Source organism: Streptomyces sp. NPDC058052 (assembly GCF_042885515.1).
GTDB lineage: Bacteria > Actinomycetota > Actinomycetes > Streptomycetales > Streptomycetaceae > Streptomyces.
The window spans coordinates 520194-545926 of the sequence record NZ_JBHVRX010000001.1 but is presented as its reverse complement, the minus strand read 5'-3'; the positions used below and the strand labels follow the sequence as shown (position 1 = coordinate 545926).

Sequence of the window (25733 nt, the reverse complement as noted above, 5' to 3'; positions counted from 1 at the left end):
GCTGTTGAGTTCTCAAGGTGCGGACGCTTCCTTCGTTCCTGTTTCCAGGCCCTCCGGGCGCTTCCTTCGTTTCCGACTCTATCAGATCTTTCCGATCCGATTTCCTCGGTGCTTTCCGGTCCCGAATTGTTTTTCTCGGGGCCTTCCGGCGCGTTCCGACTTTATCAGATGATCTGAGTCGGATTTCCCGCCTCCCGTTCAGCCGGCCGGGCGCACTGCGGCGCCGGGGCTTCCCGTTCTGGCGGAGCCGTAAACGTACTGGAGCGGGGCGCCCCGATGCAAATCGAGGTGCCCCGCTCCGTAACCGCGCTGGTCAGGCCCTTCGGGCTCAGACCTCGACGACGACCGGAAGGATCATCGGCCGGCGGCGGTAGGTGTCGGAGACCCACTTGCCGACGGTGCGGCGGATCAGCTGCTGAAGCTGGTGGGGTTCGACGACGCCGTCCTGGGCGGACTTGTTCAGCGCCTGCTCGATCTTCGGGAGCACCGCGTCGAAGGCGGAGTCCTCGATGCCGGAGCCGCGCGCGTGGACGTGCGGGCCGCCGGTGATCTTGCCGGTGGAGGAGTCCACCACGAGGAAGACCGAGATGATGCCCTCCTCGCCGAGGATCCGGCGGTCCTTCAGGGAGGTCTCGGTGACGTCGCCGACCGAGAGGCCGTCCACGTACACGTACCCCGCCTGGACCTTGCCGGTGATGCGGGCGCGGCCGTCGACCAGGTCGACGACGACGCCGTCCTCGGCGATGACGATGTGGTCCTTCGGGATGCCCGTCATCGCGCCGAGCTCGGCGTTGGCCCGCAGGTGGCGCCACTCGCCGTGGACCGGCATGAGGTTCTTCGGCTTGCAGATGTTGTAGAAGTACAGCAGCTCGCCGGCCGAGGCGTGGCCCGAGACGTGGACCTTGGCGTTGCCCTTGTGGACGACGTTGGCGCCCCAGCGGGTCAGGCCGTTGATCACGCGGTAGACCGCGTTCTCGTTGCCCGGGATGAGGGACGAGGCCAGGATGACCGTGTCGCCGGGGACGATCCGGATCTGGTGGTCGCGGTTGGCCATGCGGGACAGGGCGGCCATCGGCTCGCCCTGGGAACCCGTACAGACCAGCACGACCTCGTCGTCCGGCAGGTCGTCCAGCGTCTTCACGTCCACGACGAGGCCGGCCGGGACCCGGAGGTAGCCCAGGTCGCGGGCGATGCCCATGTTGCGGACCATCGAGCGGCCGACGAAGGCGACCCGGCGGCCGTACTCGTGGGCGGCGTCGAGGATCTGCTGGATGCGGTGCACGTGGCTCGCGAAGCTCGCCACGATGATCCGCTTCTGGGCGTTCGCGAAGACGTTCCGCAGGACGTTGGAGATGTCCCGCTCGTGCGCCGTGAAGCCCGGGACCTCGGCGTTCGTCGAGTCCGTGAGCAGGAGGTCGATGCCCTCCTCGCTCAGACGCGCGAAGGCGTGCAGGTCGGTGAGGCGGTTGTCCAGCGGCAGCTGGTCCATCTTGAAGTCGCCCGTGTGGACGACCATGCCCGCGGGGGTGCGGATGGCGACCGCCAGGGCGTCCGGGATGGAGTGGTTGACCGCGATGAACTCGCAGTCGAAGGCGCCGAGCCGCTCGCGGTGGCCCTCGGCCACCTCCAGCGTGTACGGACGGATCCGGTGCTCCTGGAGCTTGGCCTCGATCAGGGCGAGGGTCAGCTTGGAGCCGATGAGGGGGATGTCCTGCCGCAGGCGCAGCAGGTACGGCACGCCACCGATGTGGTCCTCGTGGCCGTGGGTCAGGACGATGCCGACGACATCGTCGATGCGGTCCTGGATGGTCGTGAAGTCGGGCAGGATCAGGTCGACGCCCGGCTGCTCCTCCTCGGGGAAGAGGACGCCGCAGTCGACGATCAGCAGCTTGCCGTCGTACTCGAAGACGGTCATGTTGCGGCCGATCTCGCCCAGGCCACCGAGCGGGGTGACGCGCAGGCCGCCCTGGGGCAGCTTCGGCGGGGCGCCGAGTTCGGGATGCGGATGGCTCAAAAGTCTCTCCTCACCACACGCGCCACGTACCGGTCGGCACGTGGCGCGCATGACAATCGTGCACTTGCTGTTGTCGGTTTTCAGTTGTCGCCGTGTTCAGTTGTGAAGTCGGATGTCAGAGATCTACCCCGCCGGCGGCGAGGTCGACCTTGAGCTGGTCGGTCTCCTGGGCGGAGAGCTCGACGAGCGGGAGGCGCAGCGGACCGGCCGGGAGGCCCTGGAGGGCGAGCGCGGCCTTGGTGGTCATGACGCCCTGGGTGCGGAACATGCCGGTGTAGACCGGGAGCAGCTTCTGGTGGATCTCGGTCGCCTTCTCGAAGTCGCCCGAGAGGTGGGCGTCGAGGAGGGCGCGCAGGTCGGGGGTGACGACGTGACCCACGACGGAGACGAAACCGACGGCTCCGACGGAGAGCAGCGGCAGGTTGAGCATGTCGTCGCCGGAGTACCAGGCGAGGCCGGAGCGGGCGATGGCCCAGCTGGCCCGGCCGAGGTCGCCCTTGGCGTCCTTGTTGGCGACGATGCGGGGGTGCTCGGCGAGCCGGACGATCGTCTCGGTGTCGATCGGGACGCCGGAGCGGCCGGGGATGTCGTAGAGCATCACCCGGAGGCCGGTGGCGTCGGCGATGGCCGTGAAGTGCCGGTACAGGCCCTCCTGCGGGGGCTTGTTGTAGTACGGCGTCACGGCGAGGAGGCCGTGGGCGCCGTCGCGCTCGGCGGCGCGGGCCAGCTCGATCGAGTGGCGGGTGTCGTTGGTGCCGATGCCGGCGACGACGTGGGCGCGGTCGCCGACCGCCTCCAGTACGGCGCGTACGAGCTCCGATTTCTCCGCGTCGCTGGTGGTGGGGGACTCGCCGGTGGTGCCGTTGACGACGAGGCCGTCGTTGCCTGCGTCCACCAGGTGGGTCGCGAGTCGCCGGGCGCCGTCGAGGTCGAGTGCGCCGTCCGCCGTGAAGGGCGTGACCATGGCGGTGAGGACCCTCCCGAAGGGGGTCTGCGGAGTGGAGATCGGAGCCATGGGTAACACGCTACTCGCTGCTCAGCGCCGGGTGTCCCCTCGGGGGACGTGAGAAGAGGAGCCCGGCACTGCCTGCTCGGGGGTTCAAGCAGTGCCGGGTCCGTTTGATCAGCCTAGATGAACTTCACGAAACGTCGCAATACGGACACTTCGCGAGAGTGGGCGAACATCTGTGCCTTACGGCGCGACCCGTCCGTTCTTGTTGAAGGCGGCGTGGGTCAGCGGCATCAGCCGGGCCCAGTGCTCCTCCATCCTCTCGCCGACCATCTCGATCTCCCGCTGCGGGAAGGAGGGGACCGCGGCCAGCTCGTGCTGGGTGCGCAGACCGAGGAAGTGCATCAGCGAGCGGGCGTTGCAGGTGGCGTACATCGAGGAGTAGAGGCCGACCGGGAGGACCGAGCGGGCCACCTCGCGGGCGACGCCGGCGGCGAGCATCTCCTGGTAGGTGTCGTACGCCTGCCGGTACGAGTCCTCCATCGCGCGGCCGACCAGCTCGTGCTGGGCCTCGGTGCCCTCGACGAAGACGTACTTGCCCGGGCGGCCCACCTGGACCAGCCTGCGGGAGGCGTCGGGGACGTAGAAGACCGGCTGGAGCTCCCGGTAGCGGCCCGACTCCTCGTTGTACGACCAGCCGGCCCGGTGCCGCATGAACTCGCGGAAGACGAAGATCGGGGCGCTGATGAAGAAGGTCATCGAGTTGTGCTCGAAGGGCTGCCGTGGCGGTCCCGCATCAGGTAGTCGATCAGGCCCCTGGAGCGCTCCGGGTCCTTCCGGAGCTCTTCGAGGGACTGCTCCCCCGCCGTGGAGACCCGGGCCGCCCACAGGACGTCGGAGTCCGCCGCGGCGCTCTTGACCAGCTCGACGGTGACGTCGCTCCGGAGGTCGATCTTCGCCGGGTCGATGGCGGTGTCGGTCACCAGATGTACCTTCCAGTCCTTCGTGGGGTCCGCATCACAGTAACGGCCTCCGTCCGAAGGATGAGATTCGGCTGCTTCGGTGAAAAACGGCACCAAACCCTCGGTCCGCTCGTCTGTACCTGTGAGACGCACGACAACCACCGAGGAGAGTGACACCCATGTTCAGGCGGACAGAGGTCGTACCGTTCGCATTCGTGGCGGAGGCCGACGAGTTCCGCAGTAACGTCACTCCCCCGCCTCGGGAACGGCTCAGGCCCGGTCAGGTCGTCGGGCGCACGCTGCTCGGGCTGACCGTCGCCGCCGGCCTCGTCGGCTCCCTGGTCCTCGGGATGCCGTCGCTCGACAGCACGGACTCGCCCGCGCACCGGCAGCAGTCCGAAGCCTCCGACAACCGCTGAGGTAGCCTCACCGGGCACCGCCCCTTCGAGCGTGCTTGTGAGTGAGGAACCGCCGTGCCCCTGCCCTTCCTGACGGCCGACCGTGCCTTCGACACCACCGACGCCGTCGCGCTCCCGTTCGACGATCACGACCAGTGGCGCCGTCCGTACCGTCCGGGGCCCTACCGGGTCGGTGCGGCGGCGCTCGCGCTGCTGCTCGCCTCGTTCGTCCTGCTCGCCGCGGTGATCATCGCCGCCGCGGGTGCCGTCGGCGGCGCGCTCGTCACCTTCGGCTTCGCCGTGCTGATCATCCTGGCCGCCCTGCGCCTGCTGCGCATGGGCACCTGGGTGAGCCGGGCCGGCGTCCGCCGCGTCGGCTTCTTCGTCACCGGCACCACCCCCTGGTCGAAGGTGGCCGGGGTCCGCACCGCCCAGCAGCCGGTGCGCTGGCTGAACTTCCCGCGCACCGTCCAGGGCCAGGCGCTGCTCCTCGACCGGACGGCCGGCGAGCAGCTGGTGCTGCTCACCGACCACAACGCCGACTTCCTCTCCCGGACCGAAGCCTTCGACCGGGCCGCCGACACCGTCGAGGCGTGGCACGCCGAGTACGGCGTCAGGCGCTGACCGTCCGGCCCTCGTGGAGGGCGATGGCCCGCTGCATCGCCTTGCGGGCCCGGGGGGTGTCGCGGGCGTCGTGATAGGCGACCGCCAGCCGGAACCAGCAGCGCCAGTCCTCCGGCGTCTCCTCCGTCTCGGCCTTGCGCCGGGCGAAGACCTCGTCCGCGGAGTCGCGGTCGATCCGGCCGCCCTGGGTGCGCTTCAGCTCGTCGACGGGGAGTCCGCCCTCGGCCTCCAGCTCCGCGGCCAGCCGGTTGGCCCGGCGCGCGAAGCTGGTGTTCTTCCACAGGAACCAGGCGCCGACGCAGGGCAGCAGGAACGCCACCGCGCCCATGCCCATGGCCGCCGGCTCGCCGGTCAGGAGGAGCAGGACGCCCTCCATCGCCACCACCCCGAAGACCAGCACGAGGACGGTGGCGAGGAAGACGTACGTGATCTTGCCGCCCATGACCGTCAGCCCAGGTCCAGGAAGTGTTCCAGGCCGAACGTGAGGCCCGGGGTGCTCACCACGCGGCGGGCACCGAGCAGTACGCCCGGCATGAAGCTGGAGTGGTGCAGCGAGTCGTGGCGGACCGTGAGCGTCTCGCCCTCGCCGCCGAGCAGCACCTCCTGATGGGCCAGCAGGCCCGACAGCCGGATCGCGTGGACCCGGACGCCGTCGATGTCGGCGCCGCGCGCTCCCTCCACCCCGGTGCGGGTGTTGTCCGGCTGGGCGCCCAGGCCGGCCTCGGCGCGGGCCTTGGCGATCAGCTGGGCGGTGCGGGTGGCGGTGCCCGAGGGGGCGTCCACCTTGTGCGGGTGGTGCAGCTCGACGACCTCGACCGACTCGAAGTACGGCGCCGCGATCTGCGCGAACTTCATGGTGAGGACGGCGCCGATGGAGAAGTTCGGCGCGATGAGGACGCCGGTCTCCGGGGAGGCGGCGAGCCAGCCGTCCAGCTGCGCGAGACGGTCCTCGGTCCAGCCGGTGGTGCCGACGACGGCGTGGATGCCGTGGCCCACGCAGTACTCGAGGTTGGCCATGACCGAGTCGGGGGTGGTCAGCTCGACGACGACCTGGGCGCCCGCCTCGGCGAGGGTCTCCAGCTTGTCGCCGCGGCCCAGGGCCGCGACCAGTTCCATGTCCTCGGCGGCCTCGACGGCCTTGACCGCCTCGGAGCCGATGCGGCCCCGGGCACCGAGGACCGCCACGCGCAGCTTGCTCATCGCTCTTCTTCCTTCAGGGGTGGAGGTCAGGAGACGGCCTGGTGGAGGCGGTCCGCCTGCTTGTCCTTCAGCGGGCCTATCACCGAGAGCGAGGGCCGCTGGGTCAGCACGTCACGGGCGACCTCCCGGACCTCGTCCGGGGTGACGGCCGCGATGCGGGCCAGCATGTCGTCGACCGACATCTGGGTGCCCCAGCACAGCTCGCTCTTGCCGATGCGGTTCATGATCGCGCCGGTGTCCTCCAGGCCGAGGACGGTGGAGCCGGAGAGCTGGCCGACCGCGCGGGTGATCTCCTCGTCGGTCAGACCGTCGGAGGCGACCTTGTCGAGCTCGTCCCGGCAGATCCGCAGCACGTCGTGGATCTGGCTGGGGCGGCAGCCCGCGTACACGCCGAAGAGGCCGCAGTCGGCGAAGCCCGAGGTGTACGAGTACACGCTGTAGGCCAGGCCGCGCTTCTCCCGGACCTCCTGGAAGAGGCGGGAGGACATGCCGCCGCCGAGGGCGGTGTTCAGCACGCCGAGCGCCCAGCGGCGGTCGTCGGTACGGGCCAGGCCGGGCATGCCGAGGACGACGTGCGCCTGCTCGGTCTTGCGGCCCAGCAGCTCGACCCTGCCGGCCGTGCGGATGGTCTTCCGGCCGTCGCGCGGGGCAATCGGGGCGGCGTCCGTACGGGTGAGGGCGCCGGCCCGCTCGAAGGCGCGGCGGACCTGGCGCACCACCGTGGCGTGGTCCACGTTGCCCGCTGCGGCGACCACCAGATGGGTGGGGTCGTAGTGCTTCTTGTAGAAGCGGGCGATCTGGCCGCGGGAGAGCGCGTTGATCGTGTCGACGGTGCCGAGGACCGGGCGGCCCAGCGGGGTGTCGCCGAACATGGTCTGCGCGAACAGGTCGTGGACCACGTCACCGGGGTCGTCCTCGGTCATCGCGATCTCTTCGAGGATCACGCCGCGTTCGGCGTCCACGTCGGAGTCGAGGATGAGCGAGCCCGTGAGCATGTCGCAGACGACGTCGATCGCCAGCGGCAGGTCGGTGTCGAGGACCCGGGCGTAGTAGCAGGTGTACTCCTTCGCCGTGAAGGCGTTCATCTCGCCGCCGACCGCGTCGATCGCGGACGAGATGTCGAGGGCGGACCGTCGGCCGGTGCCCTTGAAGAGGAGGTGCTCCAGGTAGTGGGTGGCGCCGTTGAGCGCCGGCGTCTCGTCGCGGGAGCCGACGTGGGCCCAGATGCCGAAGGTCGCCGAGCGCACCGAGGGGAGGGTCTCGGTGACGATGCGGAGGCCGCCGGGGAGGGTCGTGCGGCGGACGGTGCCGATGCCGTCCTTGCCCGGGAGAAGCGTTTGGGTACGGGCGACGGCCCGCCCCTCGGAAGAGGGGCGGGCCGTCGTCGCGGAACTACGGGACGTCACGAGGAGGCGTCGTCCTTCGTCTCGTCCTCGCCCTCGATCACGGGGATCAGGGAGAGCTTGCCGCGCTGGTCGATCTCGGCGATCTCGACCTGGACCTTGGAGCCGATCGCGAGCACGTCCTCGACGTTCTCCACGCGCTTGCCGCCGGCGAGCTTGCGGATCTGCGAGATGTGCAGCAGGCCGTCCTTGCCCGGGAGCAGGGAGACGAAGGCACCGAAGGTGGTGGTCTTGACGACCGTGCCCAGGTAGCGCTCGCCGACCTCCGGCATGGTCGGGTTGGCGATGCCGTTGATCGTGGCGCGGGCGGCCTCGGCGGCCGGGCCGTCGGCGGCACCGATGTAGATCGTGCCGTCGTCCTCGATCGTGATCTCGGCGCCGGTGTCCTCCTGGATCTGGTTGATCATCTTGCCCTTGGGGCCGATGACCTCGCCGATCTTGTCCACGGGGATCTTGACGGTGATGATCCGCGGGGCGTTGGGGGACATCTCGTCCGGGGTGTCGATCGCTTCCATCATCACGTCGAGGATGTGGAGGCGGGCGTCGCGGGCCTGCTTGAGGGCCGCGGCCAGGACGGAGGCCGGGATGCCGTCCAGCTTGGTGTCGAGCTGGAGGGCGGTGACGAACTCCTTCGTACCGGCGACCTTGAAGTCCATGTCGCCGAAGGCGTCCTCCGCACCGAGGATGTCGGTGAGGGCGACGTAGTGCGTCTCGCCGTTGATCTCCTGGGAGATCAGGCCCATGGCGATGCCGGCGACGGGGGCCTTGAGGGGCACACCGGCGTTCAGCAGCGACATGGTGGAGGCGCAGACCGAGCCCATCGACGTCGAGCCGTTGGAGCCGAGGGCCTCGGACACCTGACGGATCGCGTAGGGGAACTCCTCGCGGGTCGGGAGGACCGGCACGATCGCGCGCTCGGCGAGCGCGCCGTGGCCGATCTCGCGGCGCTTCGGCGAACCGACGCGGCCGGTCTCGCCGACGGAGTACGGCGGGAAGTTGTAGTTGTGCATGTACCGCTTGCGGGTCACCGGGGAGAGGGTGTCCAGCTGCTGCTCCATGCGGAGCATGTTGAGGGTGGTGACGCCCAGGATCTGGGTCTCGCCACGCTCGAACAGGGCGGAGCCGTGCACGCGCGGGATGGCCTCGACCTCGGCGGCGAGCGTACGGATGTCCGTGACGCCGCGGCCGTCGATGCGGACCTTGTCCTTGATGACGCGCTCGCGGACCAGGGCCTTGGTCAGGGAGCGGTACGCGGCGGAGATCTCCTTCTCGCGGCCCTCGAAGGCCGGGAGGAGCTTCTCGGCGGCGATCTCCTTGACGCGGTCCAGCTCGGCCTCGCGCTCCTGCTTGCCGGCGATGGTGAGCGCCTGGGCGAGCTCGCCGCGGACGGCGTCGGAGAGAGCGGCGTACACGTCGTCCTGGTAGTCCAGGAAGATCGGGAACTCGCCCTCGGGCTTGGCGGCCTTGGCGGCGAGGTCCGACTGCGCCTTGCAGAGGACCTTGATGAACGGCTTCGCGGCCTCGAGGCCCGCGGCGACGATCTCCTCGGTCGGCGCCTCGGCGCCGCCCTTGACGAGGGCGATGGTCTTCTCGGTGGCCTCGGCCTCGACCATCATGATCGCGACGTCGCCGTCCTCCAGGACGCGGCCCGCGACGACCATGTCGAAGACGGCGTCCTCGAGCTCGGTGTGCGTCGGGAAGGCGACCCACTGGCCCTGGATCAGCGCGACGCGGACGCCGCCGATCGGGCCGGAGAAGGGCAGGCCGGCCAGCTGGGTGGACGCGGACGCGGCGTTGATCGCGACGACGTCGTACAGGTGGTCGGGGTTGAGCGCCATGATCGTGGCGACGACCTGGATCTCGTTGCGCAGGCCCTTCTTGAAGGACGGGCGCAGCGGGCGGTCGATCAGGCGGCAGGTGAGGATCGCGTCCTCGGAGGGGCGGCCCTCGCGGCGGAAGAAGGAGCCGGGGATCTTGCCGGCCGCGTACATCCGCTCCTCGACGTCCACCGTGAGGGGGAAGAAGTCGAGCTGGTCCTTGGGGCGCTTGGAGGCGGTGGTCGCCGAGAGCACCATGGTGTCGTCGTCGAGGTAGGCGACGGCGGAGCCGGCGGCCTGGCGGGCGAGACGGCCCGTCTCGAAACGGATCGTGCGGGTACCGAAGGAACCGTTGTCGATGACGGCCTCGGCGTAGTGGGTCTCGTTCTCCACTATGGGTTTCTCCTACGTTCGTCTTTGGTCCGCGCGCCCGTGTGGCGCGGGACGGGTGCGGGAGAAGCACTGATGTGGCGGGCCGGTCTTCGATCGAAGCACCCGGGATGAGGTCCGGGGGCCACTACCGAGGACCGGCGGCGTGCCGGCTGCTTCTCGCGCGGGTTGTGGCGTTCTGCGACCAGAGTAATTGCCGGTCGGTACTTCGCGCACGTACAGCAAAGGGAGCGGCCCCCTGAAAGTGGGAACCGCTCCCTCCACGGCGTCCTTACTTGGCGCCGCCGGCCGCACCGCGGCGGATGCCGAGGCGGTCGACCAGCGTACGGAAGCGCTGGATGTCCTTCTTGGCCAGGTACTGCAGCAGACGGCGGCGCTGACCGACCAGGATCAGCAGACCACGACGGGAGTGGTGGTCGTGCTTGTGGGTCTTGAGGTGCTCGGTCAGGTCCGAGATGCGGCGGGACAGCATGGCGACCTGGACCTCGGGGGAGCCGGTGTCGCCCTCCTTGGTGCCGAACTCGGCCATGATCTGCTTCTTGACGGCGGCGTCGAGAGCCACGCGGTTCTCCTCAGGTTTCGTGCCCGCGAGTGCCCCTGGTCTACATCTCAGGGGAGCTTCCATGACTCGGGAGCGGAGGTCCGATGCGCGCTGCTCCCCGAGGCGGGGCCGATGCGGGGCATCGGCGGGGTGCTGCTGGGGTTGCTTCTGGGAGCGCGTACACAAACGGCCGTCACACAGCGTACCAGGCGGCTCAGGAGGTGAGCGCCCGGATGGAGTGGTAGACGTCGAAGACCGCGAGGCAGAGCGGCAGCAGCGTGAGCAGCACGAACGTCTCGGCGATCTCCAGGAAACGGCCCCAGAAGGGGGTCACGCCCTTGCGCGGCACGATGAGGCCGATGGCCGTCAGGAGCGCGGCGACGCCGGCGATGGCGGCGGAGAGCCACACCGTACGGATGTCCAGGGCCGTGCCGTCGCCCTTCAGGGCCTCCAGGAGGAGCTCCACCGGCGGGTTCAGCGCGAGGCCGAGGCCCAGCAGGACGAGGGAGCCGAGGCCGGCCGCGAGGGCGCAGCCGACCTGCGCCGTGTAGCGGAACAGATGGGCGCGCATCAGCATGGCGACGCCGGTGGCGAGGGCCAGGAGCTGGCCCCACACGGTGTCGGAGAAGCCGAGGACGGCGGCGGAGCCGACGGCGACGAGGGCGCAGCCGCCGACGAGGCCGACGAGGAGCTCGTGGCCGCGGCGGGCCTGGGCGGCGATCCGGGCGGCGTCGACCGGCCCCTGGGGCTCGGCCTCGGAGCCGTAGCCGCCGACGGCGGTCCGGGGCGGTTCGAAGCCGATGGGCAGGCGGGCGAAGCGGGTGGAGAGGCCCGGCAGGAAGGCGAGCGCGCCGACGGCGACGGGGGCGCAGACCGCGGCGGTCTCGGCCGGGGTGAGCTCGGTCAGGATCGCGGCGAAGCCGGCCAGGACACCGACGGTGGAGGCGGCGACGAAGGCGACGAAGGGGCCGTCCCCGCCGGGCGAGACGATCGTGAGGATCACGGCGCACACGAGGACGGCGGTGCAGGCCAGCAGGAACTGGAGCTTGCCGATGCCCTGCCCGCCGGCGAGGGCGAGCAGCCCGGAGCCGGCGACGGCGGCGTTCGCCATCGCACCGGTGCCCAGGGCGACGGCGGAGCCGCGGTCGTCGTAGACGCGGGCGCGGACGGCGGCGAGCGCGAGGAGGAGGACGGCGGTGACGCCGGCCAGGATGCCGGCCAGGCCGTGCATGTCGTGGCGGGGCTCGGCCGTCCACAGGACGAAGGCGAGGAGGACCAGGAGGACCGATCCGCCGAAGAGGCCGGCGCCGCGCATCAGGGCGTCGGACCACAGGGTGCGGTCCTTGGAGACGGCGGAGGCGACCGCGTCGGAGACGTCGTCGAAGACGGCCGGGGGCAGCGACTCGGCGAAGGGGCGCAGCGAGAGCAGCTCGCCGTCGAGGATGCGCTGGGCCGCCAGGGAGCGGCTGCCGTCGAGGACGGTGCCGTCGCGGCGCACCAGGTGGTAGCCGACCGGGGCGCCGGGTGCCGGAGTCTGGCCGGAGAGGCGGAGCACCTCCGGGTAGAGATCGGCGAGGGCGACGTCCTCGGGCAGTGCGACGTCGACGCGGCCGTCGGGCGCGACGACGGTGATCCGGCAGAAGCCGGTGCCGCCGTGGAACACGGTGGTGGGAGCCGACGGGCCGGCTCCGCCGGCCGTGGCTGGGGCCGTCATACTCACCTGCTGCTTCCCCTCGTGGTGGTCCTGGTGCTCCTGGCGGCGGGTCCGGCCGCCGGTCCGCCGGACCGGCTCGCGGACCGGCTCGTGGACCGTGGCCCTCGCGCCGCGGATATTGCGCTCCGAATGACCCGATTTTTGCGATAGTTCATGGCTACGCAAATATTTCGGGCCACCCTACCGCCCACCCGTGACCCCGCACCAAAGTAGGATCCCTCCCCGCGGATGGATCCCGTCGCCACGGGGGCGTGTGGAGGAACTTTCCGTCCGGCAACGGAAATTGGTGAGCTGTGAGCCAGATCGTCGTCAAGCGTCCACCGCGGGCCCTGCCGTCCGAAGTGCCCGACGAGCAGGTGCAGTTGCAACCTCCGCCGGAGCTGCCCCGCGGGCAGCAGGAGGGTGCCCTGATGCAGCTCCTGCCGATGCTCGGCATGGGCGGTTCGGTGGTCTTCTTCTTCATGACCCCGAACCCGATCATGCGGATCATGGGCATGGTGATGATCGCGTCGACGGTGGCCATGGCCATCGCGATGCTGGTCCGCTACCGGCGGGGGACCCAGGGGCAGCTCGCCGACCTGCGGCGCGACTATCTGAAGTACCTGACACAGACGCGCCGCAGCGTGCTGCGGACGGCGCACCTCCAGCGGGACGCGCAGTTCTACCTGCACCCGTCGCCCGAGCAGCTCTGGGCGCTGGTCGCCGAGGGCAGCCGGATCTGGGAGCGGCGCATCGGCGACGGCGACTTCGCGCAGGTCCGCGTCGGTCTGGGCAGCCAGCAGCTCGCGACCCCGCTGATCGCCCCCGAGACGGCTCCCGTGGACGAGCTCGAACCGCTGACCGCGGGCGCGATGCAGCAGTTCCTCACCGCGCACGGCACCCTCGACGGCCTGCCGATGGCGGTGTCGCTGCGCGCCTTCTACCACCTCACCGTGAGCGGGGAACCGGACGCGGCCCGTTCGACGACCCGCGCCATGGTGGGGTCGCTGGCGGCGCTCCACTCCCCCGAGGACATGGTCATCGTCGTCGCCACCGGTGACGGCGCCGCCCCGGCGTGGGAGTGGGCGAAGTGGCTGCCCCACGTGCAGGCGTCGGGCCCCGGCGACGGCGCGGGCAGCCGGCGGCTGATGACGACGGACGCGCGGGAGCTGGAGGACCTGGTGGCCGGCCGGCTGGACGGCCGGCCCCGCTTCCAGGGCCCGAACCACCCGCTGCTCGACTTCCCGCACCTGGTCGTGGTGCTCGACGGGCAGTCGATCCCGCAGACCTCGGCGCTCGCCTCGCCGGAGGGCATCCAGGGCGTCACCATCATCGAGGTCGTGGAGGGCCGGGGCTCCGGTGCCCGCGGCGACCTGTCCGTGGTCGTGGAGGGCGGCGAGCTGCGGCTCGAATCGGGGCACGGGCACGTGTACGACGGCAGCCCGGACGAGCTGAGCCTGGACGCGGCGGAGGCGCTCGCCCGGCAGCTCGCGCCGCTGCGGGTCGCGGGCGGCTCGGACGACGACGAGCCGCTGCTCGCCAACCTGGACTTCACCGATCTGCTGAACCTCGGCGACGCGGCCTCCGTCGACGTGAGCCGCACCTGGCGGCCCCGCTCCCGGTCGGAGCGGCTGCGCGTCCCTATCGGCGTCGGCGAGGACGGCGTCCCCGTGATGCTGGACCTCAAGGAGGCCGCGCAGGAGGGCATGGGCCCGCACGGCCTGTGCGTCGGCGCGACCGGTTCCGGAAAGTCGGAGCTGCTGCGCACGCTGGTCCTCGGCCTGGCGGTGACGCACTCCTCGGAGACGCTGAACTTCGTCCTCGCCGACTTCAAGGGCGGCGCCACCTTCGCGGGCATGTCGCAGATGCCGCACGTGGCCGCGGTGATCACCAACCTGGCGGACGACCTGACGCTGGTGGACCGCATGGGCGACTCCATCCGCGGTGAGCTCAACCGGCGCCAGGAGATGCTGCGCGACGCGGGCAACTACGCCAACATCCACGACTACGAGAAGGCGCGCGCGGCCGGCGCCCCGCTCCAGCCGATCCCGTCGCTCGTCCTCGTCATCGACGAGTTCTCCGAGCTGCTGACGGCGATGCCGGACTTCATCGAGATGTTCGTGCAGATCGGCCGCATCGGCCGTTCGCTCGGCGTCCACCTGCTGCTGGCCTCGCAGCGCCTGGAGGAGGGCCGGCTGCGCGGTCTGGAGACGTACCTCTCCTACCGGATCGGTCTGCGGACCTTCTCGGCGGCCGAGTCCCGGGCGGCGATCGGCGTGCCCGACGCGTACTCGCTGCCGAACGTGCCGGGCTCCGGCTACCTCAAGTACGGCACCGACGAGATGGTGCGGTTCAAGGCGGCGTACGTCTCCGGCACGTACCGCACCAACCAGCACGCCGTCGTGTCCGGCGGGCCGCTGCCGGTGGACCGGCGGCCGGTGCCCTTCACCGCGGCCCCCGTCCCGGTGCGCTACCTGGAGCCGGCGGCGCAGGCGCGGGTCCCCGAGGCCCGCGCGGCCGAGGACGACGCGCTGGCCGACTCGGTGCTCGACGTGATCGTGCGCCGGCTGGAGGGACGCGGCGTCGAGGCGCACCAGGTGTGGCTGCCGCCGCTGGACAACCCGCCGCCGCTCGACTCGGTGCTGCCGGGCCTCGCGGGCGTGGAGGGCCGGGGCCTCACCCAGCCCGGTTACGAGGCGGCGGGCCGGCTCGTCGTACCCCTGGGCGTGGTCGACAAGCCGTACGAGCAGCGCCGCGACACGCTCTACCGGGACTTCTCCGGTGCCGCCGGCCACATGCAGATCATCGGTGGTCCGCAGTCCGGCAAGTCGACGCTGCTGCGGACGCTGATCTCGGCGTTCGCCCTCACCCACACCCCGCACGAGGTGCAGTTCTACGGGCTGGACTTCGGTGGTGGCGGCATGGCCTCGGTCGCCGGGCTGCCGCACGTCGGCGGGGTCGCGTCCCGGCTCGACCCCGAGCGGGTGCGGCGCACGGTCGCCGAGGTCTACGGCATCCTGGCGCGGCGCGAGGAGTACTTCCGCGGCGCGGGCATCGACTCCATCCAGACCTTCCGCCGGCTGCGGGCCCGGGGCGACATCTCGGTGACCGACCAGCCGTGGGGCGACGTCTTCCTGGTGATCGACGGCTGGGGCAACTTCCGCACCGAGTACGAGGGGCTCGAACCGGCCGTCGTGGACATCGCGGCCCGCGGTCTCGGCTACGGCATCCACGTGATCATCACGGCCTCGCGCTCCATGGAGGTCCGCGCCAACCTCAAGGACCATCTGATGAACCGGCTGGAACTGCGGCTGGGCGACACGATGGACTCCGAGCTGGACCGCAAGATCGCCGCCAACGTGCCCACCGGGGTCCCCGGCCGCGGCCTGACGCCGGAGAAGCTGCACTTCATGGCGGCCGTCCCGCGCATCGACGGGATCAGCTCCGACAGCGACCTCGCCGAGGCGACGGCCGCGATGACGCAGGAGGTCACCCGGCACTGGACGGCACCGGGCGCGCCGGAGGTCCGGCTGCTCCCGCGCGAGCTGGACGCGCACGCGCTGCCGGCCGGCTACGCGGAGCCGCAGCGCGGAGTCGCGTTCGCCATCGACGAGAACAACCTGGAGCCGGTCTTCGTCGACTTCGACCGCGACCCGTTCTTCCTGGTGTTCGGCGAGAGCGAGTCCGGCAAGTCGAACCTGCTGCGGCTGATGATCAAGCAGATCTCGGAGCGGTACGACGGCGCCTCGGCGAAGTTCTTCGTGATCGACAACCGGCGCGCGCTGCTCGACGTGACGCCGGCGACCCACCTGGCCGAGTACGTGCCCATGTCGAACAACATGGAGCACCACGTGGACGCGCTGGCCGACCTGATGCGCCGCCGCTCGCCGTCGGCGGACGTCACGGCCCAGCAGCTGCGCGACCGCAGCTGGTGGTCCGGGCCGAACCTGTTCGTGGTCGTCGACGACTACGACCTGGTCTCCACGTCGAGCGGCAACCCGCTCGCCAAGCTGACGGAGCTGCTGCCGTTCGCGCGGGACGTGGGTGTCCGCTTCATCATCGCCCGCAGCGCCGCCGGCGCCAGCCGGTCGGCGTACGAGTCCTTCATGCAGCGCATGATGGAACTCGGCGCCCAGGGCGTCCTCCTCTCCGGCGACCCGCAGGAGGGCGACGTCCTCGGCGGCGTCCGCATGCGCCCCATGCCGGCGGGCCGCGGCGTCTTCGTCTCCCGCCAGCGCGGCAACCCGCTGGTGCAGACGGGACGGATGCAGGAGCTGTAGGGATGCGGATGACAGCGTTCGTGTTCGGGGGCATGGCGGTGCTGTTCGCGGCCCTGGCGTGCGGTGGCCTGGAGAGGGCGGACGGCTTCTTCCGGCGCCCCCGCACCCCCGAGGACCGGGCCGCCCTGCGCGCACGCCACCGCGGCCCGCGCTGGGTGTTCGCGATCCTGGCGGCGGCGACCGCCTGGCAGTGCGTCGCCTCCTTCCAGGAGGCGCAAGCCTGGTCCCGGGGCGGCGGGGCCGTCTCCACCGGAGAGCTGCGGGCCGTGGCCGGGCACCTGGAGGAACAGCCGAGGCTGAGGTTCACCGTCGGCGAGGGATCCTGGGGCGAGTACATCGAGGACGAGATCCGGAGGCCCGGCGAGACGCACGCCGTGACCCTGGTCTCCGGGACCGGTGACACGGAACGGTACGAGGTGGACGGCACCTGCCTCACGGTGACGGCCCACCCCGTGCCCGGACAGGCCCCGCCGAAGTACGCCCACCTGGACGACCGCCGGTACGAGCTGGACGCCGAGGTGTCGGCCGGCGGGTGCGGGTGACGGCGCGGGGGAACCGCCGCGCCCTGCGACGAGCAGGAGGTGCCTGGTGATCTGAGTCGGAGATTAGCCGGCAGTAGGCGGCGAATATCCGACTCAGGTCACCAGGGGGTCCCGGGGGCGGGGACCTGCTGGGGGAGGCGGGCCTCGTCGGCGCAGCCCATGCTGTCGGCGAGGGTGCGGGAGAACGAGGCGAGGACGGTCATCCGGTCCCTGCTCGTGGTGCGCTCCGCCGACTCGGTGCTCAGGTCGACCATCTGAACCGCGAGGTACGGATAGCTCCGTTCGGTGTTGCCCGTCCGGCACCGGAAGAACAGCAGTGCCGAGTCTCCGTCCCTTGTTTCGGCGTGGACGCCCAAGGGGTAGTACGCGACGCTGTCGGGCTCTCCGCCGGCATCCTCCTTCCGGGGCGGGCGCTCCCTCGCCTCGATCCAGAAACTGATCGGGCGGGAGTCCTTCCCGGCGTTCGCCCGGCGGATGGCGCATCCGGTGTACTTCGGGGGACCGCTGCGGAGGCTTGCCGCCGCTCTGGAGAACGCGAAGGTGCGCCGCTCCCCGTCAGAGGTCTCCCCCGCCGCTTCGTAGAAGCCTTCCGTGCCGCCGATGCGCTCCAACGCCTTCGCCGCCGGCGCGTCGAAGGCTCCGTCGCACACGCGCGCCGCCGATGTGGCGGCCGGTGCCGGGGGTTCCTCCGGCTCCTGCGAGCAGCCGGAGAGCCCGACCGCGACGAGCGCCATGAGTGCGGGCCATCGCGGGACGGGGCCCGATGGCCGGCGCGGTCGATGCGTACCGATGCGTACCACGGGGCCTCAGTCCTCCTTCTCCGACGGCGGACGTCCGCGGTGGTCGTTCTCCCCCGCCCCCAGACCCACGTAGGTGTCCTCCAGCTCCCTCATGATGTCCTGGGAGTCCGCCTGCTCGGCGGCCAGACTCCCCTCGTCGACATACTTCTTGTAGCTGTCCGCGATGCTGCTGACGCCCGCTTCGTAGAAGTCCGCGCTGGTCTGCTGGGCCTTCTCCGCCGACTTCTCCTCGCCCTTCTCCACGCTCTTGTCGATCTCCTGGCCGAGGAAGGTGCTCAGGGCTTCGCCGGCGACCTCGGTGGCGACCGGGGCGAAGGCGATGGCGCCGGCTGTCGCGCCGGGCACGGGGATGGCCGCGATACCGCCGGTGATCACGGCGCCCACCGCGTAGGTGACCCAGTCCCCCGACCGGGCGAGGGACTTGTTCGCCTCCTCGGTCGTCCCACCCCATCGCAGCGCCTCTCCCCCGTCGGTGCCCGAACGTCGCCGGGTCCAACCTAGCGAGGGAAGAATGCGTTCGCAGGTGCTATCGCGGCCAGTTCCAGCCCATGACAAGGGCGTTGGCGCATCCGCTTCCGGTCGCTCCCGATGTGTGTGCGATCCCGAACACGCGACAGGGTGGGCGCCTCCCGTGCACGCCCACCCTGTGTTGCCGTTGTGCGCTTCTGTCTAGAAGAAGCCCGCGGCCCGCTTGTCGCCGGCCTGGTAGGCCGGGGCGGCCTGGCGGACGGCCTTGGAGATGCCCTGCAGCGCGTTGTGGATCGCGCGCGTCTCCTGGTCCCACTTGAGGTGAGCGCCGTCGGCGGCGGTCTTCGCCTCACCCTCCCAGGTGCTGGAGACCGAGCGGATCTTCGTCTGGATGGCCTCCAGGGCCTCGTCCAGGCGCTTCGCCTGCTTGTCGATCTGGTTCGCAGCGTCGTCGAGCGAGGCGTACGTGACGAGCATGAGGCCGTCGTTGTTGGCAGCCATGGTCCCTCCGGGTCTGGATGGTGTCGTTCAGGTGGAGTGGTGCGGTGGCTCCGACGCGGACGTCAGAGGCCGGCGATGCCCGAACGGGCCGCCTTCTCGGCGCCCGCGTCGCCGGAGAAGCCCGCGGTGACGTCGATGCCGCGCAGGGCGGCGTCGACCTCGTCGTCGGTGTTGCCGGACGTGGTCCGGGTGACCTGGATGGCCTCCTGGAAGTTCAGCATGAGCTTGGCGATGCGCACCATGCCCTGGTTGATCTCGGTCTGCTTGGCGTCGAACGCGCCGGCGCCGATGCCCTTCCAGCGGCCTTCGAGGCTGTCGATGACGCCCTGGAGGGCCGTCAGCTGGCCCTTCACGTCATCGAACTTGCGGGTGAGCTCGTCCTGGAAATCCTTGAGACTCTGATCGCCAACCTTCAAGACTGACATGTGTCGCTCTCCCTTTCTCGGGTTCTCATTGAGGCCACGTCCGCAGGTTCACGCGGACGCGGTTCGGTGGGTGGGGGGCCTGACACCGGGCCGGCGTCAGGCCGTACGGCGCTTGCGGGCGATCACGACGCCCACGCCCGCGAGGACGACCACGGCCGCCACGGCGCCGATGATGATCCCCGTCCGGCCGCCGCTCTCCGCGCTCTCGCTGGAGCCTGCCACAGCCGTGCCGGACGTCGCCTTGCCGTCGGGCGCTTGTGTCGAAGCTGTTGCGGACGGGGCCCCGGAGGACTCGCCGGCCGGTGCGGAGGCGGAGGCGGTCGCCGAGGGGGCCGTGGACGGCGTCGCGCCGCCGGCGGCGGCTCCGCCCGTGGGTTCGTTGGTCAGGGGGCTGATGTTCGGGTCGCCCGGCTTGCCGACGCCACGGTTGATGTGCGCGTTGGGACGGACCACGCCGTGACCGGCCTTGGTGCTGACCGTGCCCGGCTTCCAGTCGTCACCACGGCCCGCCGACTCGAACATGACGCGGAGGACCTGGCTTCCGGTCCAGTCGGGGTGCGCGGACCAGATGAGGGCGGCGGAGGCGGAGGCGAGGGCGGCGGAGAAGCTGGTGCCGTCGCTCACGCAGTACTTCGTGAGGCTCTTGTCGCAGTATCCGGGAATACGGCTGCCGGGTGCGGCGAGGTCGATGTAGTCACCGTACTGCGAGTAGTCGGCCACGACGCCGTCCTGAGTGGTCGCGGCGACGGCGACGACTTCGGGATAACTCGCCGGGTAGCGCTTCTTGTTGTCCTTGAGCGCGTCATTGCCCGAGGCCGCGAAGATCAACTTGCCCTTCTTGTGGGCGTACTGGACCGATTGCAGGATCTCTTCGCTGTAGTACTCGCTACCGAAGGACACATTGATGACCTGCGCGTCACTGTCAGCCGCGGCCTTGATCGCCTCCGACATGTCGAAGGCATTGACGGCCTGCTCGTTCTGGAGCTCGGTATTGCTGACCCGATAGGGGATCACCTTGGCACCCGGCGCGAGACCCCTGAGGCTGCCCTGCGCCCCGGAGCCGACAATGATCTCGGCGATGGTCGTCCCATGGCCGTCATAGTCGTCCGTCTCGTCACCCTTGGCTTCGGCGGCGTCCCAGCCCTTGAGTACCTTGCCCTTGAGCGAGGGGGTGTCGGGATCGACTCCGCTGTCGATGACGGCGACCGTGATCCCCGCACCGGTCGACTTCTTCCAGATGTCCTCGGCGCCCATGGCGTCCAGGTACCACTGCTGCGACCGCGCGTCGGCAGCGACTGCCGTCGGAGCGACCCCGACGAGAGCCGTCGCCAGCACCACGGTCGCCGTGGTGCCGAGCAGCGCTCGCCGGAGCCTGCCGCCCTCGATCATTCCTGCCGTCATCCTGACTTCCGAGCCTTCCGCGTGGTTAGTCGATCACCGGCGGCACGGCGCCGCGCCGACGGTTGTTCCAGGTCTCTTCGTCCTCCGTCAGGTAGTCGGGGCGCGAAGAGCCTTCCCGTTCCTGTTCCTCACGGCCCAGACGCTGGGTGCCGCGGCCGCCCATGCCCCGGGGCGTCCCCACCACTCCGTTGGAGCTGGGGGTGCCACGGCCGGCGGGACGCGGCGCCGCCTTGGCGTTGTTGGCACCGACCACGCCGGCCTGGCTGGGACGCGCCCCGGCCGCGCGGCCCGCGGCGGGGCCCTCGCTGCCGACGACGGTGCCCCTCGGGATCCGCGAGCCGGTACTCCCGCCGGTGGCACGCTGCTGGGTGCCGCCCATGATGGGGTTGGCCCGGCCGCCGGCCGTACGCCCGGTGGCGGGCTGTCCGGCACGGCCGGTCTGGGGCGCGGCACGCCCCGCCTGCGTGGACTGGGACGTGGCCGGAGGCCCGCCGGCGCGTCCCATGGGGTTGTTGGTGCGGCCCGTCGTCGGGGAGGTCGCCGGATTCCCGGACCGTCCCATCGGCGGCGAGTTCGTCGGGTTGCCCGGCCTGCCCACCGCGGGGGAGGTCGTGGGGCCGGTCGTCCGGCCCATCGCCTGGGGGCCCTTCGGTCCGCCGGTGCGGCCGACGGCCGGCTGGGTCGTCGGTCCGACCGTCCGGCCGAAGCCCGTCCGGCCGGTGGCGGTCCGCGGCCCCTGGTTCACGGGGGCCTTGGGCGCGCCGGTGCGCGGCGGGGTGCCGAGCGTCAGCGGCGGAGGCATCCCGGGCCCGGTCGGGGGCGGCGTGTTGGTGGGCGCGGTCGGGATGGTCGGGGCGTTCGGGAGCTGCGTGGGCGGCGGAGGCGTCCGGACCGTGTCGATCTGGACCTTCGTGTCGTCCGTGGGCTTCTCTCGGATCGGGTCGGATCCGTCGAGCTGGTCGCCGGTGCGGGGCATCGTCTGGGTGGTGCGGTCCTCGACGGTGCTGATGTGCCCGGAGGACTCCCTCGACAGGCCCTCACGGGACGATCCCGAGCCGGACGTTCCGGACTCCCCGGTCCCGAAGTAGTCCTTGGTCGGCATCGGAACCGCCGCCTTGTACGCCTCCGGCGGCTTCGGCAGCTCCTGCCCGAACAGCGTGCTCTGCGACACCGCGTAGAACGACGCCAGGCGGTTCATCTGGTTGATGGCCTCCTGGCGGTCCTTCTCCGCCCGGACCGCCTTCTGGTAGTCCTCGTTCTTCTCGACCTTCTCGACCTCGGTGAAGTCCGTGGGCTTCTTCTGGACGAGGCGGTTGTCGCGCGGCGGCTTGGCGTTGCGGACCGACGTCAGGCCGGTGCTGGCCACCTTCATCTGGGAGCCGACGGCGTTGGCGACCTTGCCGATGTCCCAGGCGTAGGTGACGACCTCGGAGCCGTAGCGCTGGAACTCGACGGCGGCCTCGCCCTTCCACTCGACGCCGGCGACGAAGCTGTTCAGCTCCTTGGCCGCCGCGTTGAGGGACTTCGTGGCGTTCTCCAGGGCCTCGCCGGCCTGCTCCAGGTCGGAGGGGTTGGCGCTCTCCAAGAGGTCGAGCATGTCGTTGAGACGGGCGCCCTCGAAGGACGTCGAGCCGAAGACGCTGCCCTTGGGGCCGAAGCCGAAGGGGAGGATCTCGTCCAGCTTCTCCAGGACGTTCGTCGTCGCGTAGACCGCGTTGATGTCCGCGGTGTCCTTCGCCTGCGCCTGCTCCTGCGGCGTCAGCTCCGGCTGCGGGGGCGTGCTCGGGTTCGGGTTCTTCTCGTCACTCATCGGTCGTCACCTCATGTTCTTCGCGACGGTGCCGGAGTTCTGGCTCTCCTGCGCGGGCTGCGTGGGCTTCTTGCTCCGCGCTTCCTCTTCGCGCTTGATGGCCTCGGCGCGCTCTTCGCTCAGGCGGGCGCGGATGTCGTGGAACCGCCGGCGCTGGTCCTCTTCGACGTTGCTGTAGCCGACATCCGCGGCGTGGACGCCGATCTGGAGGAGTTCGATCTGGCCGCTGAGGGACTTCGACAGGGCCACGAGCGAGCTGTGGACGCGCTCGTACTCGGTGAAGAAGCCGTCCGCCTCGGCGAAGGCCATGCCGGTGCCGAGCGAGGCGCGCGTCACGCGGTTCTGGCCCAGCTTCGAGGCTCCGCCCGCGCTCGCCTCCAGCTCCGTGATGACCCCGTCGACCTTGTCACGGAACTTCTTCAGCTCGCCGACGCCGAGCTCAAGGTTACTCGCCACAGTCGCCCCCGCCCCCGTCACCCGTTACCTCGAACACGAGCCAATCCTCCCCGTTTGCTCCTGCTGTCCTGCATTGCGATCGTGGCGACTCGCCATCCACCGATCACGCGCTTACCACTCTAGTGATTGCGACTGACAGGCCCAAGTCTCTTGTTCGTCACGAGACTTCTACAGTTCGTTTGTCATGTTCGACGCTATCAGCCGTGTGCGTCTGCAATGATCACCGGCCCGCTGTGGCAGCGCGCCTCCGCCGGTGGTCCCGCAGGGCGACCGCCGTCCCGGCGATGGCCGCGACCAGGACCCCTCCGCTGACGACGACGTAGGTCGCCAGGCGGGCGGCGCGCTGTTCGGGGGTCTCGCCGAGGTGGAGGGCGGCCGGGGTCGGGGCCTCGGCGCGGGTGACGCCCTCGTGGGCGACGGGCTTCTCGATGGGCTTGTCGTCCTCGGTCAGGGCCCGGACGGGGTCGACGACGCCCCAGCCGACGAGGCGGTCGTGGCCGGCGACGGAGCGTTCGGCGGTCTGCTGGATCTGGGCGACGATCTGTTCCTGGGTCCAATCCCCGTGCTCGCCCTTGATCAGGGCGGCGAGGCCGGCGACGTACGGGGCGGAGAAGCTGGTGCCGTTGTCGGCGCAGTGGCCGCCGCCGGGGACGGTGGAGACCATGTCGACGCCGGGCGCCGCCACGCCGACGAAGTCGCCGGACTGGGAGAACTGGGCGCGTTCGTTGTTGCGGTCCGACGCGGCGACGGCGAGGACGCCCTTGTACGAGGCCGGGTAGGTGGCCTTGACGTTGCCGCCCAGGCCGTCGTTGCCCGCCGAGGCGACGACGACGATCTCCTCGTCCAGGGCGGCCTGGACGGCCTGTTCCAGGAGCGGCGTGGGCTTCACGGCGTTCGCCGTGTCCTGGGAGATGTTGATCACGTCCGCGTTCTTGGCGATGGCGTGGCGGATCGCCGTCGCGAGCGTCGTCGCGGTGCCGTTGCCGTCGGCGTCGTTCTGCTGGATGGGGATGATCGTGGCGTCCGGGGCCAGGCCGACGAAGCCGGTGCCCTTGACGGGGCGGGCGGCGATGATGCCGGCCACCTTGGTGCCGTGGCCGACGGTGTCGGTGGTGCCGTTCTCCTTGCCGCGCTTCAGCTTGTACCCGTTGGCGTCCTTGACGTCCTTCGGGATCAGGTTGATGCCGGCCTTGGCGTCGACGGCCTTGGCGAGCTGGGGGTTCTTCATGTCGACGCCGGTGTCGATGACGGCGACGCGGACGTTCTTGCCGGTGGACTGGGCCCACACCTCGTCGAGCAGCACGCGCTGGAGCGACCAGGGCCGGCCCTCGTACATCTTGCTGGGGTAGGTGCACTGGCCCTCGTCCGCGGCCGCCGTGGAGAGGGGCAGGCCGAGGGCGCAGAGCGTCGTCGCGGCCAGGACGACCAGGGGGCGCCGGGACGGGCGCGGGGGCGTCCTCATGAGCCCTGCGGCTGGCGTGCGCCGCCGGTGGAGAGGCGGGGGCCGGTGGGCAGGAAGGTGGACCACTCGGCGGGGACGGGGAGCGGCTCGATGTTCTTGTAGCCGAGGCGGTTCTGCGCCTGCTGGGCCTCCGCCTGCCGGGCCTGCTTCTCCTCCTCCGAGCCGGAGGAGCCGATGCCGGAGTCGTCGGTGGCGGTGTCGCCGTTGGACTGCATCGCGTAGCGCAGGCCGGTGTCGGTGACGAGGAAGAGGAAGCCGCTGGAGGTGGTGGATCCCTTGAACTGGCGGAAGAGCTGGCCCGATCCGGGGGTCACGTACGCGCTGCTGGAGCCGGTCGGCAGCATGGCGGGGAAGTCCTTGCCGGCCCAGGTGCTCAGCGTGGTGGCGCCGTTGTCCTCGTCGACCGCGCGGAGCACGTTGCAGACGGTGTTGCGGCTGCCCTCGCCGGTGCCCGCCTCGTTGACGGGTACAGGGGCGGCCGTCGGCCACTTCTTGTCCCCGCCGAAGGTGTCGCCCGGCGACTGGAAGGCGCCGCCGCTGAGCTTGGTGGCCTGGCCGGCCTGGCCGAGGGAGACGAGCTGACGGCTGTTGAGGAGCAGCTTGGCGGTGAAGTCCGAGACGGGCGCGACCCGGTCCTGGAGCACCACGTACATCTGCTGCCGGGTGCCGTCGGTCGCGGAGAGCACCATGCCGACCTTGGCGAACTCGGGCGCCAGACCGCTCGCGCCGGAGGTGGCGCCGGGCTCGCCCGGGACGCGGGGGAAGGAGATGGTGTCGCCCTTGTGGAGGGTGTTCAGCCACGCCTCCGAGACGCGCTGGGCGACACGGCCCTGGCCGACGAGCTGACGCAGCAGCAGCTCGTCCTTCTCGACGGGGTACGCGGTCCCCAGGGCGTCGACGACGTAGCGGGTGCGGTCCGGGCCCTCGACGTAGAGGAGCTGGCCGCCGGTGAGCCGCTCGGGGCCGTCGGTCCTGGCCTCCTCGCGGGCGGCGAGGACGAAGGCGGCCTTCTGGATGGCCCGGCCGCCTTCGCCGGGGCGCTCGCAGACGGCCCAGCGCTTGGCGGCGCCGGCCTCCTTCTCGGCGGGGAGCCGGTCGGGGGCGTAGGGGATGCCGAGGGTGGCGCCGTGCGGGATCTTGCCGTTGTCGAGCACGGACTCCGCGACGGTGATGATCTTGTCCTTGTCGGGGTCGAGCAGGAGCTTCGCCGACGACATGTTGAGGACGGGGTGGAGCTGGACCTTGTCGCCGGTCTTGAGGACCACGTACCGGGTGGTCGACTTGTCAGCGATGATCACGTTCTGGCCGGGCTTGTCCCAGTCCTTGGGGGCGACGGGTTTGAACATGCCCCAGGCCCCGAAAACCGCGAGGATCACCACGCCGACGATGGCGCCCGGCACCACCGCGCGCAGCGGGCGCGGCGCGCCCTCCTCGGAACCCGTCGAGTTCGGCTGCACGAACTGCGCGACCAATCTCCGCTTCGCGAAGGTGTAGGCGTTCAGTTCGTCCCGTCGTGATGCCATCTGTTGTGTCGTCCCTCTCCCCGCCGGCCGACCAGGTTGCCACACTCGGCGAGTCCGTCAGCCGTCCCGCCGCC

General features: G+C 70.8%; 21 protein-coding genes and 1 pseudogene. 4 read left to right on the top strand and 18 right to left on the bottom strand.

The genetic code is table 11. From position 1 onward, the window contains the following. Positions 1-328: 328 nt before the first annotated feature. From ACFVU3_RS02615 to thyX, 3 genes and pseudogenes are all read right to left on the bottom strand, one after another. Positions 329-2014 (bottom strand): ribonuclease J, encoded by a 1686-nt coding sequence (locus ACFVU3_RS02615; protein WP_030496538.1) that lies wholly within the window; start codon positions 2012-2014, stop codon positions 329-331. Between the two features lie 115 nt (positions 2015-2129). Then, positions 2130-3029 carry a 4-hydroxy-tetrahydrodipicolinate synthase gene (gene dapA, locus ACFVU3_RS02610; RefSeq protein ID WP_390062980.1) on the bottom strand — a complete coding sequence of 300 codons (900 nt, stop codon included), beginning with the start codon at positions 3027-3029 and terminating at the stop codon, positions 2130-2132. 177 nt (positions 3030-3206) lie between these two features. After that, positions 3207-3946, bottom strand: a pseudogene (thyX, locus tag ACFVU3_RS02605) (FAD-dependent thymidylate synthase). A 158-nt stretch (positions 3947-4104) separates the two neighbouring features. Here thyX and ACFVU3_RS02600 point away from each other — a divergent pair. Together ACFVU3_RS02600 and ACFVU3_RS02595 are read left to right on the top strand one after the other, a co-directional pair. Beyond that, positions 4105-4344, top strand: coding sequence for a hypothetical protein (locus tag ACFVU3_RS02600; protein WP_390062979.1), 240 nt, complete (start codon positions 4105-4107; stop codon positions 4342-4344). Between the two features lie 54 nt (positions 4345-4398). After that, positions 4399-4947, top strand: a complete 549-nt coding sequence (locus ACFVU3_RS02595; protein WP_390062977.1) for a hypothetical protein — start codon at positions 4399-4401, stop codon at positions 4945-4947. On the opposite strand, the gene ACFVU3_RS02590 is transcribed toward ACFVU3_RS02595, so the two are convergent. The 6 genes from ACFVU3_RS02590 to eccD form a co-directional block, all read right to left on the bottom strand. Beyond that, positions 4937-5389, bottom strand: coding sequence for a hypothetical protein (locus ACFVU3_RS02590; protein WP_390062976.1), 453 nt, complete (start codon positions 5387-5389; stop codon positions 4937-4939). The genes ACFVU3_RS02595 and ACFVU3_RS02590 overlap by 11 nt on opposite strands. Positions 5390-5394: 5 nt before the next feature. Next, positions 5395-6147 (bottom strand): 4-hydroxy-tetrahydrodipicolinate reductase, encoded by a 753-nt coding sequence (gene dapB / locus ACFVU3_RS02585; protein WP_390062975.1) that lies wholly within the window; start codon positions 6145-6147, stop codon positions 5395-5397. Positions 6148-6173: 26 nt separating this feature from the next. Next, a complete protein-coding gene (locus ACFVU3_RS02580; RefSeq protein ID WP_390062973.1) occupies positions 6174-7553 on the bottom strand; it encodes a M16 family metallopeptidase in 1380 nt (459 codons plus the stop codon). Then, positions 7550-9760 carry a polyribonucleotide nucleotidyltransferase gene (locus tag ACFVU3_RS02575; RefSeq protein WP_390062971.1) on the bottom strand — a complete coding sequence of 737 codons (2211 nt, stop codon included), beginning with the start codon at positions 9758-9760 and terminating at the stop codon, positions 7550-7552. Before ACFVU3_RS02575 ends, ACFVU3_RS02580 begins: the two co-directional genes overlap by 4 nt. Positions 9761-10028: 268 nt before the next feature. Next, positions 10029-10319, bottom strand: coding sequence for a 30S ribosomal protein S15 (gene rpsO / locus ACFVU3_RS02570; protein WP_128976159.1), 291 nt, complete (start codon positions 10317-10319; stop codon positions 10029-10031). Between the two features lie 193 nt (positions 10320-10512). Next, positions 10513-12012, bottom strand: a complete 1500-nt coding sequence (eccD, locus tag ACFVU3_RS02565; RefSeq protein WP_390062970.1) for a type VII secretion integral membrane protein EccD — start codon at positions 12010-12012, stop codon at positions 10513-10515. Positions 12013-12305: 293 nt separating this feature from the next. Between eccD and eccCa the strand changes: the two genes are divergently transcribed. Continuing rightward, complete coding sequence (eccCa, locus tag ACFVU3_RS02560; RefSeq protein WP_390062969.1) at positions 12306-16271, top strand: type VII secretion protein EccCa; 3966 nt, start codon at positions 12306-12308, stop codon at positions 16269-16271. An 8-nt stretch (positions 16272-16279) separates the two neighbouring features. Then, positions 16280-16813 carry a hypothetical protein gene (locus ACFVU3_RS02555; protein WP_390062968.1) on the top strand — a complete coding sequence of 178 codons (534 nt, stop codon included), beginning with the start codon at positions 16280-16282 and terminating at the stop codon, positions 16811-16813. A 98-nt stretch (positions 16814-16911) separates the two neighbouring features. Here the strand turns inward: ACFVU3_RS02555 and ACFVU3_RS02550 are convergent, their stop codons facing one another. From ACFVU3_RS02550 to eccB, 9 genes are all read right to left on the bottom strand, one after another. After that, positions 16912-17547, bottom strand: coding sequence for a hypothetical protein (locus tag ACFVU3_RS02550; RefSeq protein ID WP_390062966.1), 636 nt, complete (start codon positions 17545-17547; stop codon positions 16912-16914). Positions 17548-17619: 72 nt separating this feature from the next. After that, a complete protein-coding gene (locus tag ACFVU3_RS02545) occupies positions 17620-17988 on the bottom strand; it encodes a hypothetical protein (protein ID WP_390062964.1) in 369 nt (122 codons plus the stop codon). Between the two features lie 294 nt (positions 17989-18282). Continuing rightward, positions 18283-18582, bottom strand: a complete 300-nt coding sequence (locus ACFVU3_RS02540) for a WXG100 family type VII secretion target (RefSeq protein WP_390062962.1) — start codon at positions 18580-18582, stop codon at positions 18283-18285. A 62-nt stretch (positions 18583-18644) separates the two neighbouring features. After that, positions 18645-19007, bottom strand: coding sequence for a WXG100 family type VII secretion target (locus ACFVU3_RS02535; protein ID WP_390062961.1), 363 nt, complete (start codon positions 19005-19007; stop codon positions 18645-18647). A 96-nt stretch (positions 19008-19103) separates the two neighbouring features. Then, positions 19104-20396, bottom strand: a complete 1293-nt coding sequence (locus ACFVU3_RS02530) for a S8 family serine peptidase (RefSeq protein ID WP_390062960.1) — start codon at positions 20394-20396, stop codon at positions 19104-19106. Between the two features lie 37 nt (positions 20397-20433). Continuing rightward, positions 20434-22218, bottom strand: coding sequence for a hypothetical protein (locus tag ACFVU3_RS02525; protein WP_390062958.1), 1785 nt, complete (start codon positions 22216-22218; stop codon positions 20434-20436). Positions 22219-22224: 6 nt separating this feature from the next. Further along, a complete protein-coding gene (locus tag ACFVU3_RS02520; protein WP_390062957.1) occupies positions 22225-22674 on the bottom strand; it encodes a hypothetical protein in 450 nt (149 codons plus the stop codon). Between the two features lie 220 nt (positions 22675-22894). Then, a complete protein-coding gene (gene mycP, locus ACFVU3_RS02515; protein WP_390062956.1) occupies positions 22895-24136 on the bottom strand; it encodes a type VII secretion-associated serine protease mycosin in 1242 nt (413 codons plus the stop codon). Beyond that, entirely contained in the window at positions 24133-25659 is a 1527-nt protein-coding gene (gene eccB / locus ACFVU3_RS02510; RefSeq protein WP_390062955.1) for a type VII secretion protein EccB, read from the bottom strand. The genes mycP and eccB overlap by 4 nt, the downstream gene beginning before the upstream one ends. Positions 25660-25733: the final 74 nt, after the last annotated feature.